Origin of the sequence: Burkholderia cenocepacia (genome assembly GCF_900446215.1) — a bacterium.
Taxonomy (GTDB): Bacteria; Pseudomonadota; Gammaproteobacteria; order Burkholderiales; family Burkholderiaceae; genus Burkholderia; species Burkholderia cenocepacia.
In genome coordinates, this window is sequence record NZ_UAQZ01000013.1 from 428570 (window position 1) to 446456 (window position 17887).

The 17887-nt window shown below is 69.2% G+C and carries 15 protein-coding genes; 8 read left to right on the plus strand and 7 right to left on the minus strand.

Translation table 11 applies throughout. From position 1 onward, the window contains the following. Positions 1 to 14: 14 nt before the first annotated feature. Entirely contained in the window at positions 15 to 443 is a 429-nt protein-coding gene (locus DTA15_RS24455) for a hypothetical protein (protein ID WP_006493317.1), read from the minus strand. 313 nt (positions 444 to 756) lie between these two features. Between DTA15_RS24455 and DTA15_RS24460 the strand changes: the two genes are divergently transcribed. Further along, entirely contained in the window at positions 757 to 1761 is a 1005-nt protein-coding gene (locus tag DTA15_RS24460; RefSeq protein ID WP_006495190.1) for a chemotaxis response regulator protein-glutamate methylesterase, read from the plus strand. Between the two features lie 67 nt (positions 1762 to 1828). After that, complete coding sequence (locus tag DTA15_RS24465; RefSeq protein ID WP_012493253.1) at positions 1829 to 2890, plus strand: diguanylate cyclase; 1062 nt, start codon at positions 1829 to 1831, stop codon at positions 2888 to 2890. A gap of 47 nt (positions 2891 to 2937) precedes the next feature. Here the strand turns inward: DTA15_RS24465 and DTA15_RS24470 are convergent, their stop codons facing one another. Further along, positions 2938 to 5184 carry a putative bifunctional diguanylate cyclase/phosphodiesterase gene (locus DTA15_RS24470; RefSeq protein ID WP_006487684.1) on the minus strand — a complete coding sequence of 749 codons (2247 nt, stop codon included), beginning with the start codon at positions 5182 to 5184 and terminating at the stop codon, positions 2938 to 2940. Between the two features lie 283 nt (positions 5185 to 5467). Then, positions 5468 to 6517, minus strand: coding sequence for a LysR substrate-binding domain-containing protein (locus DTA15_RS24475; RefSeq protein ID WP_006491921.1), 1050 nt, complete (start codon positions 6515 to 6517; stop codon positions 5468 to 5470). Between the two features lie 133 nt (positions 6518 to 6650). Here DTA15_RS24475 and DTA15_RS24480 point away from each other — a divergent pair, with 133 nt between their 5' ends. Continuing rightward, complete coding sequence (locus DTA15_RS24480; protein ID WP_006483760.1) at positions 6651 to 8495, plus strand: sulfatase family protein; 1845 nt, start codon at positions 6651 to 6653, stop codon at positions 8493 to 8495. A 49-nt stretch (positions 8496 to 8544) separates the two neighbouring features. Here the strand turns inward: DTA15_RS24480 and DTA15_RS24485 are convergent, their stop codons facing one another. Beyond that, entirely contained in the window at positions 8545 to 9438 is an 894-nt protein-coding gene (locus tag DTA15_RS24485; RefSeq protein ID WP_006483763.1) for a LysR substrate-binding domain-containing protein, read from the minus strand. A gap of 300 nt (positions 9439 to 9738) precedes the next feature. Here DTA15_RS24485 and DTA15_RS24490 point away from each other — a divergent pair, with 300 nt between their 5' ends. Next, a complete protein-coding gene (locus tag DTA15_RS24490) occupies positions 9739 to 10377 on the plus strand; it encodes a hydrolase (protein WP_006483761.1) in 639 nt (212 codons plus the stop codon). A gap of 210 nt (positions 10378 to 10587) precedes the next feature. Continuing rightward, positions 10588 to 11310, plus strand: a complete 723-nt coding sequence (locus DTA15_RS24495) for a haloacid dehalogenase type II (RefSeq protein ID WP_006492048.1) — start codon at positions 10588 to 10590, stop codon at positions 11308 to 11310. A 230-nt stretch (positions 11311 to 11540) separates the two neighbouring features. Here the strand turns inward: DTA15_RS24495 and DTA15_RS24505 are convergent, their stop codons facing one another. Together DTA15_RS24505 and DTA15_RS24510 are read right to left on the minus strand one after the other, a co-directional pair. Next, complete coding sequence (locus DTA15_RS24505) at positions 11541 to 12332, minus strand: hypothetical protein (protein ID WP_012493252.1); 792 nt, start codon at positions 12330 to 12332, stop codon at positions 11541 to 11543. 93 nt (positions 12333 to 12425) lie between these two features. Next, positions 12426 to 13385 carry a LysR family transcriptional regulator gene (locus DTA15_RS24510; protein ID WP_012493251.1) on the minus strand — a complete coding sequence of 320 codons (960 nt, stop codon included), beginning with the start codon at positions 13383 to 13385 and terminating at the stop codon, positions 12426 to 12428. A gap of 155 nt (positions 13386 to 13540) precedes the next feature. Here DTA15_RS24510 and DTA15_RS24515 point away from each other — a divergent pair, with 155 nt between their 5' ends. The 3 genes from DTA15_RS24515 (at position 13541) to mmsB (ending at position 17415) form a co-directional block, all read left to right on the plus strand. After that, entirely contained in the window at positions 13541 to 14860 is a 1320-nt protein-coding gene (locus DTA15_RS24515; RefSeq protein ID WP_006485292.1) for an MFS transporter, read from the plus strand. 114 nt (positions 14861 to 14974) lie between these two features. Further along, on the plus strand, positions 14975 to 16501 hold the full coding sequence (locus DTA15_RS24520) for a CoA-acylating methylmalonate-semialdehyde dehydrogenase (protein WP_006485290.1): 1527 nt from the start codon (positions 14975 to 14977) through the stop codon (positions 16499 to 16501). A gap of 23 nt (positions 16502 to 16524) precedes the next feature. Then, positions 16525 to 17415 (plus strand): 3-hydroxyisobutyrate dehydrogenase, encoded by an 891-nt coding sequence (gene mmsB / locus DTA15_RS24525; protein WP_012493250.1) that lies wholly within the window; start codon positions 16525 to 16527, stop codon positions 17413 to 17415. A 115-nt stretch (positions 17416 to 17530) separates the two neighbouring features. Here mmsB and DTA15_RS24530 read toward each other — a convergent pair whose 3' ends face one another. Continuing rightward, entirely contained in the window at positions 17531 to 17863 is a 333-nt protein-coding gene (locus tag DTA15_RS24530; RefSeq protein WP_034178297.1) for a hypothetical protein, read from the minus strand. Between the last annotated feature and the right edge of the window lie 24 nt (positions 17864 to 17887).

Genomic DNA, 17887 nt, shown 5'->3' on the forward strand with positions numbered 1-17887 from the left:
CCCGGTCGCGACCGCTACGCGGCCGGCGTGCCCGCGCCCATGCCGAACCACCGGCCCTCGCGCAGTTGCCGGTAGTCGGCCTGCGTGAAGATTTGCAGCAGATTCGCCACCGCGCCGTGGCTGGCGCGATCGCGCTCCGTCATGAAGGCTTCGACCTCGTCGCGGCCGGCAAACAGGATCGTGCCGAAATAACGCGCGCGTTCCGCGTCGGAGAGGTTCGTCGCGCTCAACTGGTACGGATGGTGAAGCGCCGCGAACAGGAAGTAGTAGCGCTCGGCATCGTCGCGCAGCACGCGCACCGCATCGGGTTCGACCGGAAAATCGCGGTAGAACGACGCGTGTCCGCTCTCGATGTAGATCCGGTACAGCAAACGGCCGTCCTGCTCGATCACGATCGGCGCATGCGGGTCGCGGCTGACGAGTACGGTATGGGGCGCGGTCATCCGGCTCCCTCCTTTCTTTTTTGTCGATGCCGACACGGTAACATGCGGACTTTCACGGCCGGTCCGGGCAGGATCGACCGGCCCGCTTGCGGGCAATGCCGCACGGCCATAGAGGAAACGCACTGAAACGGCATCATGCGCACATTTTTCGATTGCCGCCGCTCGCGCCGCATGACAGCATTCGGGCGTCGCCAACCGAAAAGAATGCCGCGCCGTCCGGCCGCCGATGCCGCCCGGCAGCGCCGAACAGGCTACGCCCTTCCATGAACCCGGCCCACCTCCAACACTACGAACCGACCGGAGAATTCCGCTTGTGAACATCGGCATCGTCAACGACCTCCCGCTTGCCGTCGAGGCGATGCGCCGCGCGATCGCGCGACGGCCCGAGCACCGCGTGCTGTGGGTCGCGACCGACGGCGCGCAGGCCGTCGAACTGTGCGCCGCGCAGCCGCCCGACATCGTGCTGATGGACCTGATCATGCCGAAATTCGACGGGATCGAAGCGACGCGGCGGATCATGCGCTCCGAACGACCATGCGCGATCCTGATCGTGACGAGCTGCATCGGCGCGAACGCGTGGCGCGTGTTCGAGGCGATGGGCGCCGGCGCGCTCGACGCGGTCGACACGCCGCGGCTCGGCGACGGCGCGGCCGGCGACACGACGAAACTGCTGCTCGCGAAGATCGACCAGATCGGCCGCCTGCTCGACGCGCCGGGCGGCCCGCGCATCGCCGGCACGGCCGCGCGCAACGGCGGCGGCCCGCTGGTCGCGATCGGCGCATCGGCCGGCGGCCCCGGCGCGCTCGCGTCGATCCTCGGCAGCCTGCCGGCCGATTTCAATGCGCCGATCGTGATCGTGCAGCACGTCGATCGCGCGTTCGCCGAAGGCATGGCGCAATGGCTCGACGGCCAGACCCGGCTCGCCGTGCGCGTCGCCCGCGAAGGCGATCGACCGCAGCCGGGCGTCGCGCTGCTCGCCGCGACCGACGATCACCTGCGCATCACGCGCGCCGGCACGCTCGAATACACGCGGGAGCCGGCCGCCACGCCGTATCGTCCGTCGGTCGACGTGTTCTTCAACAGCCTGACCGAACACTGGCCCGGCCGCGTGATCGGCGTGCTGCTGACGGGGATGGGCCGCGACGGCGCGATCGGCCTGAAGGCGCTGCGGATGAAGGGCTACCATACGATCGCGCAGGACGAGGCGACCAGCGCGGTATACGGGATGCCGAAGGCGGCCGCGACGCTCGGCGCGGCGCGTGCGATCCTGCCGCTCGGGCGCATCGCGGGCGAACTGGCGGCGCTCGCACGGATCTGAGCCCGACGATGACCGTCCGCAACACCCATGCCCGCCCTTGCAACGACCGCAACAACCCGCATCGACCATGACGATTGACCTGACTCGCCCGCCCGGCGGCCCGACCGCGTCGCCCGCCGACGTGCCGGCGATGGTGCTGCTGGTCGACGACCAGACGATCGTCGCGGAAGCCGTGCGGCGCGCGCTCGTCGACGAGGAAGGCATCGACTTCCACTACTGCCCGCGCTCGGACGACGCGATGGCCACCGCGATCGAGACGCGCCCGACCGTGATCCTGCAGGACCTCGTGATGCCGGGCACCGACGGGCTGAGCCTCGTCAAGGCGTACCGCGCGAATCCGGCGACGCGCGACGTGCCGATCATCGTGCTGTCGACGCAGGAGGAACCGGTGATCAAGAGCGCCGCGTTCGCGTCCGGCGCGAACGACTACCTGGTCAAGCTGCCCGATCGCATCGAGCTCGTCGCGCGCATCCGCTACCATTCGCGCTCGTACCTGAACCTGCTGCAGCGCGACGAAGCCTATCGCGCGCTGCGGCAATCGCAGCAGCAACTGCTCGAGGCCAATCTCGAACTGCGGCGCCTCACGCATTCCGACGGCCTGACCGGACTGTCGAACCGGCGCTATCTCGACGAATACCTGGCCGCCGAGTGGCGGCGCGGCACGCGCGAGCGCAGCGAGCTGTCGCTGCTGATGATCGACGTCGACAACTTCAAGCTGTACAACGACACGTACGGGCACGTGTCGGGCGACAGCGTGCTCAAGCAGATCGCGTCGACGATCGAGCGCTGCCTCGGGCAGTCGGGCGATCTCGCGGCGCGCTTCGGCGGCGAGGAATTCGCGGTCGTGATGCCGGCCACGTCGCCGGGCGCCGCGCGGCTGCTCGGCGAGAAGATCCGGCTCGCGGTCGAGGCGCTGCGGCTGCGGCACGCGCATTCGTCGACCGGCAACCACACCGTGACGATCAGCATCGGCGGCGCGAGCATCGTGCCCGCGCCCGGCCTGCCGACGACCCTGCTGATCGAGGCGGCCGACCGCGCGCTCTATCGCGCGAAGCACGAAGGCAAGAACCGGGTCGAGATCGATCGGTCGTCGACGCCGCCGGGCAGCGGCGGGTTCGACGCGCACTGACGCGCACTGACGCACACCAACGGGTACGACCGGCGCGCGCGCCGCGCTCAGGCCGCGCCGAGCCGGCGCGCGTAGTCGCTCGCCTCCAGCGGGCGGCTGAACAGATAGCCCTGCTGCATGTCGCAGCCGATCTGCTGCAGGAACCACGACTGCGCCTGCGTCTCGACGCCTTCGGCCGTGACCTTCATCCCGAGCGAATGCGCCATCGCGACGACCGCCTGCGTGATCGCGACCGAGTCGTGATGATCGGGCACGCCCGACACGAACGAGCGGTCGACCTTCAGGTTGTGCAGCGGAAAGCGCTTCAGGTACGCGAGCGACGAATAGCCGGTGCCGAAATCGTCGACCGAAATCCGCACGTTCATGTCCGTGAGCGCTTCGAGCATCGGCAGCACGGTGTCCGTGTCGTTCATCAGCACGCCTTCGGTGATTTCCAGTTCGAGCGCGGACGGGTCGAGCCGCGTTTGCGCGAGACAGCGGCCGACCGATTCGACGAGCCCTTCGTGAAACTGCCGCGGCGACAGGTTGACGGCCAGCATCAGGTCCGGCGCGATCGTGCGGCGCCACTCGGCCGCCTGCCGGCACGCGGTTTCGAGCACCCACTGGCCGATCCCGACGATCAGCCCCGTGTCTTCCGCGACCGGAATGAACTCGGCCGGCGACATCGGCCCGAGCTCGGGGCTCGTCCAGCGCAGCAGCGCCTCGGCGCCGACCGTGCGGCCGCTGCGCGCATCGACGACGGGCTGATACGCGAGCCGCAGCATGTCCGACGCGAGTGCGCGCCGCAGCGACTGCTCGATCGCGAAGCGGCGCTGCAGCCGCAGGTTGAGCTGCGCGGTGAAGAACGTGAAGTGGTTGCGGCCGCGCTGCTTCGCGTCGTACATCGCCGAATCGGCGTTGCGCATCAGCGTCACGGCATCGTCGCCGTCGCGCGGCGCGACGCTGATGCCGATCGATACGCCGAGCCAGTATTCGTTGTTCGCGATCGCGAACGGCTTCGCGATCGCGTCGATGACCTCGCGGGCGAGCACCGCGAGACGCTCGGGATCGTCGCAGTCGTCGACGAGGATCACGAACTCGTCGCCGCCGACCCGCGTGAGCGCGTAGCGGCCCGCGCAGGCCGAGAGCCGCGCCGCGACGCTGCGCAGCAGCGCATCGCCCGCGTCGTGGCCGGCCGTGTCGTTGACCTTCTTGAAGCCGACCAGATCGATGAACAGGATCGCGACGCGCGCGGGCCCGGTCGCCGCATCGTGCACGCCGAACAGCTCGCGCATGCGATCGCCGAGCCAGCGGCGGTTGTACAGGCCCGTCAGCGCATCGCGGGTCGCCATGTAGCGCAGCTGCTGCTGTGCTTCGCGCACGGGGCCGATGTCGTTGAACGACACGAGCACCGAGTCGGCCCGCGTCTCGCCCGGCCGCACGATCGGCACCGCGTTGCCGCGCACCCAGATGATGTCGCCGTCCGCGAGACCGAAGCCGACCGTGTAGTCGAGCATCGGCGTGGCCGTCTCGAGCGCACGCCGGCTCGGCCAGTCGCGCGGCTCGATCGGCGTGCCGTCCTCGCGCAGCTTGCGCAGGATCACCGTCGACAGCCGGCGGCCGACGAGTTCGCCCTTCACGCGCATCATCCGGTTCGCGCTCGGATTGCTCGCGATCACGACGCCCTCGCGCGATATGACGAGGATGCCCTCGCTCAGGCTGTTGACGACGAGCCGGTGATGCTCCTCGCTGTGCGCGAGCTGTCGCGCGATCCGGTCCTGGTGCACCGCGAGTCCGACGCTGTTGCCGATATCGCGCAACAGCGCGGTTTCCTCGTCGCTCGGCCGGCACGGCCAGTGGTGATAGACGGCGAATGCGCCAAGCACGATGCCGGCATCGTCGAGGAACGGCACCGACCAGCACGCGCGCAGGCCCAGCGGCAACGCGATGGCGCGGTAGTCGGCCCACAGCGGATCGGTTTCGATGTCCTCGACGGCGACCATCCGGCGCTCGTACATCGCGGTGCCGCACGAGCCGGCCGCGGGCCCGATCGTCGCGCCGTCGATCGCCGCGCTGTACTGCGCGGGCAGTGACGGCGCCGCGCCGACGCGCACGTGCACGCCGTCCGTATCGAGCAGCAGGATCGTGCACGACGCGCCGTCGCCGAGCAAAGTCTCGGCACGCCGGCAAACTTCGACCAACAGTTCCGGCAGCGGCGTGTTGCGCGTGATCAGTCTCAGTACGCTCTGCTCGGATGCGAGCACTTCCGCGGCGAGCCCGATGCTGTAGCGAGAACTTTGCGGTTCGGTATTCAAGATGAATCCTGCCGTCTGTCCGACCGGGTCTGATGCGCCCGATTCGTTATCGATATTTCGTGCCTTTTCGTGCCCTGTCCCGCCCCGGGTTTACGCCGATGCCCGGTGCGCCCCGTTTGCGCGCCGAGCCAGGGCGCGCCGAAATGTATTTAACACCAATCCGTGACAGCCGGCGTGCCTGCTTGCATCAGGGGATACGCTCGGTTGCCGCGCGGCTCGCACCGGCGGCGACCGGTTGCTGCAGCGCACGAAGGCCGCGCGCGCCTTCTCCGACAACGATCCGTCAGAATGTGTCCGCACCCTGCCCCGCTGCCGGCCGGTCGTCCGCGCCGGAATGCGCGCCCGTCACCGCCTTCAGCGCGTCGATCGCGGCGGCGACCGATGCGCTCGCGGGCGCCGCATACAGCGCGCCGACCGTCTCCGGCATCGTCGACAGCTTCAGCGGCAGCCGGCCGACGCGCTCGCCGGCCCGCGCGGCGAGGTCGAACGCGCGGGCCGATTGCACGAACAGGCACGGCGACTGGCCGGCGACCGCGCGATTGGTCTGCCACGACACCGACTCCATCAGCACGGCCGGCGGCGCCAGGCCCGCCTTAGCGAACTCGGCGTCGAGCGCCGTGCGCGCGGGCGAACCCGACGGCGGCGCGATCCACGGAAACGCGGCCGCGTCGCGCCAGCCGATCCGTGCGCGCCCGAGCAACGGATGGCGCGGCCCGCACACGACGATCATGTCGTCGCGGTACAGCGGCGCGACGGCGAGCCCCGCGCTCAACGCCGACGCGTCGAGCCGGCACACGAGCAGGTCGAGCTCGTGGCGCTGCGCCTGCGCGAGCATCCGGTCGAGCGTGTCTTCCCGCACGTTGAGCTGCACGGGGCGGCCGGCTTCCCGCAGCCACGCGAGCGCGCCCGGAATCAGTTGCGGCGCCATGTTCGGCAGCAGGCCGATCGACACCGGGCGGCCTGCGCCGGTGCGCAACGCGTCGAACGCGGGCGCGCCGCCGCGCATGTCGGTCAGCACGCGGCCGATGCATTCGAGCAGCGCATCGCCGTACGCCGTCGGCGCGACCCGCCGCGACGTACGCTCGAACAGCGGCAGCCCGAGCGACTCTTCGAGCTCGCGCAGCCACTTCGACAGCGCCGGCTGCGTGATCGACGCAGCCTCGGACGTGCGCGCGAAGCTGCGCGTGCGGCCGAGCGTGTCAAGCGTTTCCATGTCGCGCACGCGCAGCCGGCGCAGCGCCTGCGCGATGCGCCGCTCGTGGGCCGGCGTGCCGGGCGGCGCGAGCAGGTCCGGTCGCGTGCGGCCGGCCGGGCCGTGGGGGTCGAGGGTCACGGGCGTCTCCGTCATTCATGTTCGGCAGGTTATCGATCGACCCTGATCTTTCATCGATCGATACGCGATCCTGCCGCATAGTCGTCGGCATGAAAACCCCCGGCACGAGCCGGCATGACAGGAGACAGCCGACGTGAAAGACGATCAGGACACCCCCGCCACCGAACCCACCGCGCGACGCCAGTTCCTCAAGCTGGCCGGTGCGGCCGTCGCGTCGGCCGGCTTCGGCGCCGATGCGCTGGCCGCGAACCCGGCTGCCGGCACCGGAACGGTCGCCGCCGTCGATCCGGCGCCGGCCTTGCGCGGCGCCACCACCGCGCCTGCCACGCCGCCCGCCGGCTACAACATCCTGTTCATCCTGACCGACCAGGAACGCCATTTCGACCGCTGGCCGTTCCCCGTGCCCGGCCGCGAAGCGCTGCGCCGCGACGGCATCACCTTCATGCACCACCAGATCGCCGCATGCGTGTGCTCGCCGTCGCGTTCGACGGTCTACACGGGCCAGCACATCCAGCACACCGGCGTGCTCGACAACGCGGGCCTGCCCTGGCAAAAGGACATGTCGCCGGACATTCGCACGGTCGGCCACATGCTGCGCGACGCCGGCTACTACGCCGCGTATCTCGGCAAGTGGCACCTGAGCGCGTCGATGCACGAAACCGCGAGCCCGTACACGGCGCCCGTGGCCGACTACAACCGCACGATCCGCGCGTACGGCTTCGACGACTATTTCGGCGTGGGTGACCTGATCGGCATGGTTCGCGGCGGCTACCAGTACGACGGGCTCACGGCGGAGGCCGCGGTGAGCTGGATGCGCAACCATGCGCCGCGCCTCGCGCAGGACGGCAAGCCGTGGTTCCTCGCGGTGAATCTCGTGAACCCGCACGACGCGATGTTCGTGAACACCGACACGCACGGCTCGACGGTGCAGGACGCCAACCACCCGATGCTCGGCAACGCGCCGCCGCCGAACGATGCGCTGTATCGCACGTCATGGCGCGACGTGCCGCTCGCCGCGTCCCGGCGGCAGCCGTACGACGAGCCCGGGCGGCCGCCCGCGCACGGCATGTTCAACGCCGCGCATGCGAACCTCGTCGGACGCTACCCGTTCACCGACGAACGCGTACGCCTCTATCAGGACAACTACTTCAACTGCATCCGCGATTGCGACACGCACGTCGTACGCCTGCTGCAGACGCTGCAATCGCTCGGCCTCGACGAACGCACGATCGTCGTGATGACGGCCGACCACGGCGACCACGTCGGCGCGCACCAGCTCGTCGGCAAGGGCGCGGCGGCCTACCAGCCGCAGAATCACGTGCCGCTCGTGATCCGCCATCCCGCGTATCCGGGCGGCATGCAGTGCGATGCGCTGACGTCGCACATCGACATCGCGCCGACGCTGCTCGGACTCACCGGCCTCGACGATGCGCGGCGCGCGACGATCCGCGGCAGCGCGCTGAAGGGGCACGACCTCACGCGCTGGCTCGCGAAACCGGCGGACGCGCAACGGCACGCGGCGCGCGACGCGACGCTGTTCAACTACGCGATGCTGCTGTACTACGACAGCGAATGGATGCTGAAGGAACTCGGCACGCTGCGGCAGAAAGGCGTGCCGGAGGACGAACTGCTGCGCCGCGCGCTCGCGCAGCAGCCGGATTTCCGGTTGCGCGGCACGATCCGCAGCGTGTTCGACGGCCGCTACCGCTTCACGCGCTATTTCTCGCCGCTCGAATTCAACCGGCCCACGACGCTCGACGCGCTGTTCGCGCGCAACGACGTCGAGCTGTTCGACGTCGCGCGCGACCCGGGCGAGATGCGCAATCTCGCGATCGACCGCAAGCGGCACGGCGAGCTGCTGCTCGCGATGAACGGCCGCCTGAACGACCTGATCGACAGCGAGGTCGGCGACGACAGCCCGGACGTGATGCCGATCCGCGACGGGAAGGTCCAGGTGCAGATCCGCAAGTGGCACTGACCACCTGAACGCACGGGAGCGCGGGCGGCGCCGCGCCGCGCGCCGTCCGTCAATCCTTCCGGATGTGCTCGGCCAGGAAGTCGATCAGCAGCCGCACGCGCGGCAGCAACCCGCGCCGCGACGGAAACACCGCGTGCACCACGCCGCCCTTCGGCGCCCAGCCGGGCAGCACGTCGATCAGCGTGCCATCGCGCAGGTCGTCCTCGACGACCATGCACGGCAGTTGCACGATGCCGACGCCATGAATCGCCGCATCGCGCAACGCGTGCATGTCGTCGGTCACGAAGCGCGGGTGATGGCGCAACTGCGCGTGCTCGCCGTTCGGCCCGACCAGTTGCCAGACGTGATGCCGCGCCGGCCCCCAGTCGAGGCTCGGCGCGCCGATCAGCCCGGCCGGGTCCGACGGTGCGGCGCGCCCGTCCAGCCAGTGCGGCGCCGCCACCAGCCGCTGCGGGCTGTCGGCCAGCACACGCATCACGAGATCGCTGTCCTCCAGCGGCGGGAAGCGCACGCGCAGCGCCAGGTCGAAGCCTTCGCTCAACAGGTCGACGCGGCGATTCGTCGCCTCGAGGTGCACGTGCACCTGCGGATGAATCGCCATGAAACGGGCAACGAGTGCGCTGACGCGGTATTCGAGCAAGGCGGTCGGGCAGCTCACGCGCACGATGCCGCGCGGCTCCGCGTGCCGGCGCTCGATCACCTCGCGCGCGGCGTCGGCTTCGACCAGCACGGCGAGACAGCGCTCGTAGAATTCGCGCCCGGTTTCCGTGACCGTGAAATGGCGCGTCGTGCGCTGCAGCAGCCGCACGTCGTACTGCGCTTCCAGCGCCGCGATGCGCCGGCTCAGCGTCGATTTCGGCACGTCCAGCGCGCGCCCGGCCTGCGTGAAGCCCCCGTGTTCGACCACCTTCACGAAATAGTAGAGGTCGTTCAGGTCATCCATGATTGTTCCACCCATAGAACACTGACGGCATTTTAAGGGACTGGAACACCCGTTGTTGCACGCTTAGCATCGTGTTTCGACGTGGATCGGTGTCGTCGAGGCAAGCGGGATTTTTTTCAGCCGACTGCCTCGCTCGTCCGCACGATTCACTAAGCTTGGAGCAAACGCCTGCCGTGCAACCGGCGTCGGACGTTTGCGACGGCGCGAGCGTGCAGCCGCGGCGAGTGTCCCGACACCGCGGCCGCCGGCCCGGACCCTCGGGATTTCCCCTCACTTCCTGCTCTGTCTCTGGAGGCAACCATGGCAAGCGAACCGATTCGCGACCCCGCGAACGACCACCTGCTCACCCCGCAGAACGCCGCGTTCATCGTCATCGATTACCAGCCGGTCCAGGTGAACTCGATCGCGTCGATGGATCGCCAACTGCTGATCAACAACATCGTCGGCGCATCGAAGGCGGCGGTTGCGTACGACCTCCCGATCGTCCACTCGACCGTCAACGTGAAGACCGGGCTGAACAAGCCGCCGATCCCGCAACTGCGCGCGGCGCTCGAAGGCTATCCGACCTACGACCGCACGAGCATCAACTCGTGGGAGGACGTCGAGTTCCGTCAGGCCGTCGAGGCGACCGGCCGCAAGAAGCTGATCATGACCGCGCTGTGGACCGAAGCGTGCCTGACGTTCCCGGCGCTCGACGCGCTGAAGGCCGGCTACGAGGTGTACGTGGTCGTCGACGCGGTCGGCGGCACGTCGGTCGCCGCGCACGAAGCCGCGCTGCGCCGCATCGAGCAGGCCGGCGGCCAGATGATCAGCGTCGCGCAGCTGTTCTGCGAATTGCAGCGCGACTGGGCGCGCAGCGCCACCGTGCCCGCGTTCATGAACCTGTTCATCGAAACCGGCGGCACGGCCGGCATCCAGTTCTCGTACGACAAGAGCTGACCGGCCCGGCGCGCACGGCGGCCGGTGCCGTCCGGCCGCCGCGCGCCATCGCCCCGCTCGCCGGCCCCGTGCGACCGGCGCGCGAGCCCCGCACCGCGGCCTTCCGGGCCGCGTTGTCGTATCCGTGATTCAATGTCGATCGAACCCGCGCCGCGCCATCCGGCGGCACGGCGATGTGAACCCTCATCGAACGACCTTCACTGGATCACCATGACGAACCCTGCCGAAATCAAGGCGCTCGTTTTCGATGTCTTCGGAACGATCGTCGACTGGAGAAGCGGTGTCGCACGCGGTGCCGCCGCCTTCCTGGACCGCCACGCGCCGACGCTCGACCCGTTCGCGTTCGCGGATGCGTGGCGCGCCGAGTATTCGCCGTCGATGGAAGAAATCCGCAGCGGGCGCCGCCGCTACGTGCGGCTCGACGTGCTGCATCGCGAGAACCTCGTGCGCACGCTCGACCGCCTCGGGATCGACGACGTGCCCGATGCCGACATCGACGCGCTCAATCTCGCCTGGCACCGGCTCGATCCGTGGCCCGATGCCGTTGCCGGGCTGCACCGGCTGAAGCAGCGCTACATCATCGCGCCGCTGTCGAACGGCAACATCCGGCTGATGGTCGACGTCGCGAAACACGGCGGGCTGCCGTGGGACGCGATTCTCGGCGCCGAGGTTGCCCGCGCGTACAAGCCGTCGCCGGCGGTCTATACCGAAGCGGTCGAGATTCTCGGCCTCGCACCGGCCGAGCTGTGCCTGGTGGCCGCGCACAACGGCGATCTTGCGGCCGCGCGCGGGCTCGGGCTGTCGACCGCGTTCGTGCTGCGGCCGACCGAGCACGGGCCCGGCCAGACGACCGACCTGCGAGCCGACGATGCGTGGGATTTCGACGTCAGGGATCTGAACGAGCTCGCGGATCGGCTCGGTTGCCCGGGTTGAAGGCCGGGGTCGGTGCGCGTCGCAGCGCACGGCGGGCCGCGAGGCGGCGCCGGCGGAACGGCGCATCGAGGCGAAACAGCAGCGGCCGCGTGTCGTCCATCCGCGCATGCAGGAAATGCGGCCACACGTGTTCGGGCCGGCACTCGAACGTCCACCGCGAACGAATTTCCACGACCGTCTCCTCGCGGCTGTCGGTGCGGACATGACGGCACAGGCGTGCCGCGCCTCCGCTACTTCACCACCGCCCGCCACGCGGTGCGCGCATAGACGAGCAGCAAGGGCAGCAGCGCCAGCGCGAACAGCATGCTCAGCGCGAGCACCCACACCGGCCATTGCTGCGGATTCCCGTGCGCCCAGTAGCGGTACGGCACGCTCAGGAATGCCATTTCCATCAGCAGCGCACCGAGCGGCACGAGCCCGTTCAGCACTGCCGCCATGCCGAAGCGGGCCGCGCCGTCGATCTTCTTCCCGGCCCCGTACGCCGCGATCAGGTAGACGAAATAGCCGATGATCGCGACCACCACCGCGCCGCCCGCCAGCAGGCCGATACTGCGCACGCTGCGCTCGTGCAGCTGTTGCGCGCCCGGCGGCAACACGACATCGACCTTCTCGCCGAGATCGGGCACGGCGCCCGAGCGAATGTTGCCCGGTAGCGTGATGCGTTCGCCATCCGGCATCACGGCTTCCAGGATCGACGTGTACTTGATGCACCGGTACGACGAGGTTCGCCCCGAACTGTCGCGGCGCTCGCAGGTGTCCCATTCGGACCGGTAGGACACGACGGTCGCTTCGTATGTCGGCGACACCGTCAGCACGTAGAGTTCGTCGCCGATCCAGTACGCGAACGGGAACAACAGCGACACCAGGCAAAAACACACGAGCCACCAGAACGCGACCGCGCCGCCCGAGCCGCGCTTGCCGCCCGTCTGGCGGCGCACCATGCGCGACGCGAGCCAGTAAGCGACCACGCCGAATACCACCACGCACACCACGAAAACCTTGCCCGCATGCGTCAAAGCCATCTGCCTTTCCCCCGATAGCCGGTCGAGGCGCCGCCGGCCGTTTTGTCATCCAGATCGATCGTCGCGTCGCCGTCGCGACATCCCCGTCGACCGCTATTCCTGCTCGCCGACGAATCGCAGCGTCCCCGATTCTCCCGACAGCAACGCGCGGTTCGCATCGGCCGCCGCGCGCAGGTAATCCCACAGCGCGGTCACACGCCGCAGCTTGCGCAGATCCTCGCGGCACGTCAGCCAGAAACACCGCGTGACGACCACGTCGTTCGGCAGCACCGGCACCAGCGCCGGCTGCGTGGCCGCCATGAAACACGGCAGGATCGCCAGGCCGCCGCCCTGCAGCGCCGCGAAAACCTGCGCGATCACGCTGGTCGTGCGCAAGCCGGCCGTCGCGCCGGGCACCGCGCGGTCGAGGTACAGCAGTTCGTTGCTGAACGCGAGATCGTCGACGTAGCTGATGAACGCGTGCTGCGCGAGATCGTCCGTACAGGTGATCGGCGCATGATTCGCCAGATAGTCGCGGGTCGCATAGAGCCGCAACTGGTAGTCGCACAGCTTCGTGACCACGTAAGGCCCGCGTTCGGGCCGCTCGAGCGTGATCGCGAGATCGGCCTCGCGTTTCGGCAGGTTGACGAAGTGCGGCACCGGCAGCAGGTCGACCGTCACGTGCGGATGCGCGGCGCGGAACCGCGCGAGCTGCGGCGCGAGGAAAAAGCAGCCGAACCCTTCGGTCGACCCGATCCGCACGTGGCCCGACAGCGCCTCGCCGGTGTTCGCGACCTGGTCGCACGCGGACTGCACGGTCGTCTCCATCGCATCCGCATACGCGACGAGCCGCTGCCCTTCCGCCGTCAGCGTGAAGCCGCCGGAGCGCGACTTGTCGAACAGCAGCGTGCCCATCGCGGCCTCGAGCGCGCGGATGCGCCGCGCGACGGTCGTGTAGTCGACGCCGAGCCGCTTCGCGGCGCCGCTCGCGCGCTGCGTGCGCGCGACCTCGAGGAAAAAGCGCAGGTCGTCCCAGTTCAGGTTGCCGGAAACCGGCTCGGTGGCATGTCGCATCGGCGAAGGAAAAAGGCGGGCGTCTCCGGGCCGGCCGTCGATATGCATAAATGCACATCCAACCGGTTTCTTTATCGGTACATCATGAATCTGCGCATAACTATACTCGACCGTGACCTGCGGACCATGAACCGCGGCACCACCACGGAGACACCATGCAAACGCGATCCACCCTCGATGAGCATGCGACCATCGCGACGCCGGCGCCCGAGCGCACCGCGAAGCACTACCTGCTGGCCGGCTGGGCCAGCATGGCCGGCACCACGATCGAGTGGTACGACTTCTTCCTCTACGGCACGGCCGCCGCGCTCGTGTTCAACCGCATCTTCTTCCCATCGCTGGACCCGGTCGTCGGCACGCTCGCCGCGTTCGGCACGTTCGCGGTCGGCTTCATCGGGCGGCCGATGGGCGGCATCGTGTTCGGCCACTTCGGCGACCGCATCGGCCGCAAGTCGATGCTGATGATCACGCTGCTGCTGATGGGCGTGCCGAGCATGATCATCGGGCTGATCCCGTCGTACGACAGCATCGGCTACTGGGCCGCCGCGCTCTTGATCGCGATGCGTTTCCTGCAGGGCATGGCGGTGGGCGGCGAATGGGGCGGCGCGGTGCTGATGGCCGTCGAGCACGCGCCGAAGGGCCGCAAGGGGCTGTTCGGCAGCCTGCCGCAGACGGGCGTCGGGCTCGGGTTGATCCTGTCGTCGGTGGCGATGGCCGCGGTGGCCGCGCTGCCGGAAGCCGACATGCTGTCGTGGGGCTGGCGCGTGCCGTTCCTCGCGAGCATCGCGCTCGTCGGCCTCGGCTGGTTCATCCGCGCGAAGGTGCCGGAATCGCCCGACTTCGAGAAGGTCCGCAAGCAGGGCAAGGCCGAGAAATCGCCGGTGACGGCCGCGCTGCGCCGCCATCCGCGCGAGGTGCTGACGATCGTCGGCGCACGCGCCGCCGAGAACACCTGGTTCTACATGGTCGTCACGTTCGCGCTCGCTTACGCGACGCAGCAACTGCATCTGCCGAAGGCCGAGATGCTGCACGCGATCACGGCCGGCGCGGCGCTGTCGCTCGTCACGATGCCGCTGTGCGGGCATCTGAGCGACCGCATCGGCCAGCGCCGGATGTTCGCGATCGGCCTCGTGCTGATGTGCGCGTTCGCCGCGCCGTTCTTCATGATGCTCGGCACGCAGCAGACGTCGACCGCATGGTGGGCGATCGTGCTCGGCCTCGGCGTCGTGTTCCCGATCCTCTATGCGCCGGAATCGCTGCTGTTCGCGCAGCAGTTCCCGGCGGAAATCCGCTACAGCGGCATCTCGCTGTCGGTGCAGCTTGCCGGCGTGATCGGCGGCGGCTTCGCGCCGATGATCGCGACGTCGCTGCTCAAGGCCGGCGGCGGCCAGCCGCACTACGTGATCGCGTACCTCGTCGGCTTCGGCGTGTTCGCCCTCATGTGCACCGCGTTGATGCGACCGGCGCGCGCGTAGCGCACCGCCCGCCTTCATTCGATTTCAGTTCGACCTGCCGTCCGCCGTCGCCGCACGCGCGGCGGACGCAGGCCACCCTTTTGCTTCGCACCACCGTTTCCCGGAGAGAGTTCCATGAACGCCGCAGTTCCCCAGACCACCCTCGCCCTGCCCACCGCCAAGCTGCTGATCGACGGCGCGTTCGTCGATTCGCGCAGTGCCGAATGGGGCGACATCGTCAACCCCGCGACGCAGGAAGTCATCGGCCGCGTGCCGTACGCGACGCTCGACGAGGTCGATGCCGCGATCGCCTCCGCGCAGCGCGCGTTCCAGACCTGGAAGACGACGCCGATCGGCGCGCGGCTGCGCATCATGCTGAAGTTCCAGGATCTCGTGCGCCGCAATCTCGAACGCATCGCGCACACGCTGACGGCCGAGCAAGGCAAGACGCTGCCCGACGCGCAGGGCGACATCTTCCGCGGCCTCGAGGTGGTCGAGCACGCGTGCTCGATCGGCACGCTGCAGCAAGGCGAATTCGCGGAGAACGTCGCGGGCGGCGTCGATACCTACACGCTGCGCCAGCCCATCGGCGTCTGCGCGGGCATCACGCCGTTCAATTTCCCCGGGATGATTCCGCTGTGGATGTTCCCGATGGCGATCGTGTGCGGCAACACGTTCGTGCTGAAGCCGTCCGAGCAGGACCCGCTGTCGACGATGCAGCTCGTCGAACTCGCGATCGAAGCCGGCGTGCCGCCAGGCGTGCTGAACGTCGTGCACGGCGGCAAGACGGTGGTCGACCGCCTGTGCACGCACCCGGACATCAAGGCGATCTCGTTCGTCGGCTCGACGCGCGTCGGCACGCACGTGTACAACCTCGGCAGCCAGCACGGCAAGCGCGTGCAGTCGATGATGGGCGCGAAGAACCACGCGGTCGTGCTGCCCGATGCGCATCGCGAGCAGTCGATCAACGCACTCGTCGGCGCGGGCTTCGGCGCGGCCGGCCAGCGCTGCATGGCGACGTCGGTCGTCGTGCTGGTCGGCCAGGCGCGCGACTGGCTGCCCGATCTCGTCGAAAAGGCGAAGGCGTTGAAGGTCAATGCGGGCGCGGAAGCCGGCACCGACGTCGGCCCGGTCGTGTCGAAGGCGGCGAAGGCGCGCATCCTGTCGCTGATCGACGCCGGCGTGAAGGAAGGCGCGACGCTGCTGCTCGACGGCCGCGACGTGAAGGTGCCCGGCTACGAGCACGGCAACTTCGTCGGCCCGACGATCTTCTCCGGCGTGACGACCGACATGTCGATCTACCAGGAAGAAATCTTCGGGCCGGTGGTGGTCGTGATGGAAGCCGGCACGCTCGACGACGCGATCGCGCTCGTCAACCGCAACCCGATGGGCAACGGCGTGGGCCTGTTCACGCAGAGCGGCGCGGCCGCGCGCAAGTTCCAGAGCGAGATCGACGTCGGCCAGGTCGGCATCAACATCCCGATTCCGGTGCCGGTGCCCTACTTCAGCTTCACCGGTTCGCGCGGCTCGAAGCTCGGCGATCTCGGCCCGTACGGCAAGCAGGTCGTGCAGTTCTACACGCAGACCAAGACGGTCACCGCGCGCTGGTTCGACGACGATGCGACGGCCGGCGGCGTGAACACGACGATCGCGCTGCGTTGATGGCGAGCACGAGGAGCCTGCACATGGAAATCGCATTCATCGGACTCGGCAACATGGGCGGCCCGATGGCCGCCAACCTGCTCAAGGCCGGCCACGCGCTGACGGTGTTCGACCTCGACGCGCACGCGGTCGACGCCGCGGTGCGCGCCGGCGCGACGGCAGCGGCGTCGCCGCGTGAAGCCGCCGCGCGCGGCTCGTTGATCATCACGATGCTGCCGGCCGCGCAGCACGTGCGCGCCGTCTACCTCGGCGACGACGGCGTGCTGGCCGGCGCGCGCGCCGGCGCGACGCTGATCGACTGCAGCACGATCGATCCGGGCACCGTGCGCGCGGTGGCCGACGCCGCCGCGCAGCGCGACTTCCCGCTCGCCGATGCGCCCGTGTCGGGCGGCACGGGCGGCGCGCAGGCCGGCACGCTGACCTTCATGGTCGGCGCGGACGCGCCGCTGTTCGAGCGCATCCGCCCGGTGCTGCTCGACATGGGCCGGAACGTCGTGCACTGCGGAGGCACCGGCACCGGCCAGATCGCGAAGATCTGCAACAACCTGCTGCTCGGCATCTCGATGATGGGCGTATCGGAAGCGATGGCGCTCGGCGCCGCGCTCGGCATCGAACCGGCCGTGCTGGCCGGCATCATCAACACGTCGACCGGCCGCTGCTGGAGTTCGGACGCGTACAACCCGTATCCGGGCGTGAGCGACACGGCGCCGGCCGCGCGCGGCTATGCGGGCGGCTTCGCGGCGAACCTGATGCTGAAGGATCTCGGGCTCGCGACGGAAGCCGCGCGCAGCGCGCATCAGCCGGTCTGGATGGGCGCGCTCGCGCAGCAGCTGTATCAGTCGATGAGCCAGCAGGGGCTCGGCACGCTCGACTTCTCCGCGTGCGTAAAGCTGTACGAGGCGCAGCCGGCCTGACCTGCCCGGCCGACGCCGGACGTGCGTCGACCCGCGATGGGCCGGAACGGCATCGCGGGTCGGTTTGCCGGCGGGGGAAGAAAAACGCGGGCGGCGGCGTCATGCCGCCGGTCGGTCAACCGCGCGGGTTCGACGCCGTCTCGAAGGTCGGATGGCACTCGAACGCGAGTTCGGAGCGGGCGTCGACGCGGCGGCCGCCGGTCAGCGATTCCTGCTTCACGCTTGCGCGCATCCCGCGCTGCGTGCAGTAGTTGGTGGCTTCGTTGACGGCCTTCTCGTGGGCGTCGGCCCACGTCGTCGACACGCCGATCGTGCGCGTCGTCACGGTGAACACGTTCGGGTTCGACGTCGCGGTCACGTCGGAAGCAGTCGAACACGCGGCGAGCAAGCATGCAGCAGCCGCAATGGTCAACCATCGCAGGGTTCGAAAAGAGACTGGAATGGACATGGAGGGCAGGCGCACGCCGGTCGG

Bases quoted from the DNA above. Each gene is read 5' to 3' on its own strand.
- DTA15_RS24455 (WP_006493317.1), bottom strand. From the start codon at position 443: ATGACCGCGCCCCATACCGTACTCGTCAGCCGCGACCCGCATGCGCCG.
- DTA15_RS24485 (WP_006483763.1), bottom strand. From the start codon at position 9,438: ATGGATGACCTGAACGACCTCTACTATTTCGTGAAGGTGGTCGAACAC.
- DTA15_RS24465 (WP_012493253.1), top strand. From the start codon at position 1,829: ATGACGATTGACCTGACTCGCCCGCCCGGCGGCCCGACCGCGTCGCCC.
- DTA15_RS24515 (WP_006485292.1), top strand. From the start codon at position 13,541: ATGCAAACGCGATCCACCCTCGATGAGCATGCGACCATCGCGACGCCG.
- DTA15_RS24505 (WP_012493252.1), bottom strand. From the start codon at position 12,332: ATGGCTTTGACGCATGCGGGCAAGGTTTTCGTGGTGTGCGTGGTGGTA.
- DTA15_RS24530 (WP_034178297.1), bottom strand. From the start codon at position 17,863: ATGTCCATTCCAGTCTCTTTTCGAACCCTGCGATGGTTGACCATTGCG.
- mmsB (WP_012493250.1), top strand. From the start codon at position 16,525: ATGGAAATCGCATTCATCGGACTCGGCAACATGGGCGGCCCGATGGCC.
- DTA15_RS24520 (WP_006485290.1), top strand. From the start codon at position 14,975: ATGAACGCCGCAGTTCCCCAGACCACCCTCGCCCTGCCCACCGCCAAG.
- DTA15_RS24490 (WP_006483761.1), top strand. From the start codon at position 9,739: ATGGCAAGCGAACCGATTCGCGACCCCGCGAACGACCACCTGCTCACC.
- DTA15_RS24510 (WP_012493251.1), bottom strand. From the start codon at position 13,385: ATGCGACATGCCACCGAGCCGGTTTCCGGCAACCTGAACTGGGACGAC.
- DTA15_RS24495 (WP_006492048.1), top strand. From the start codon at position 10,588: ATGACGAACCCTGCCGAAATCAAGGCGCTCGTTTTCGATGTCTTCGGA.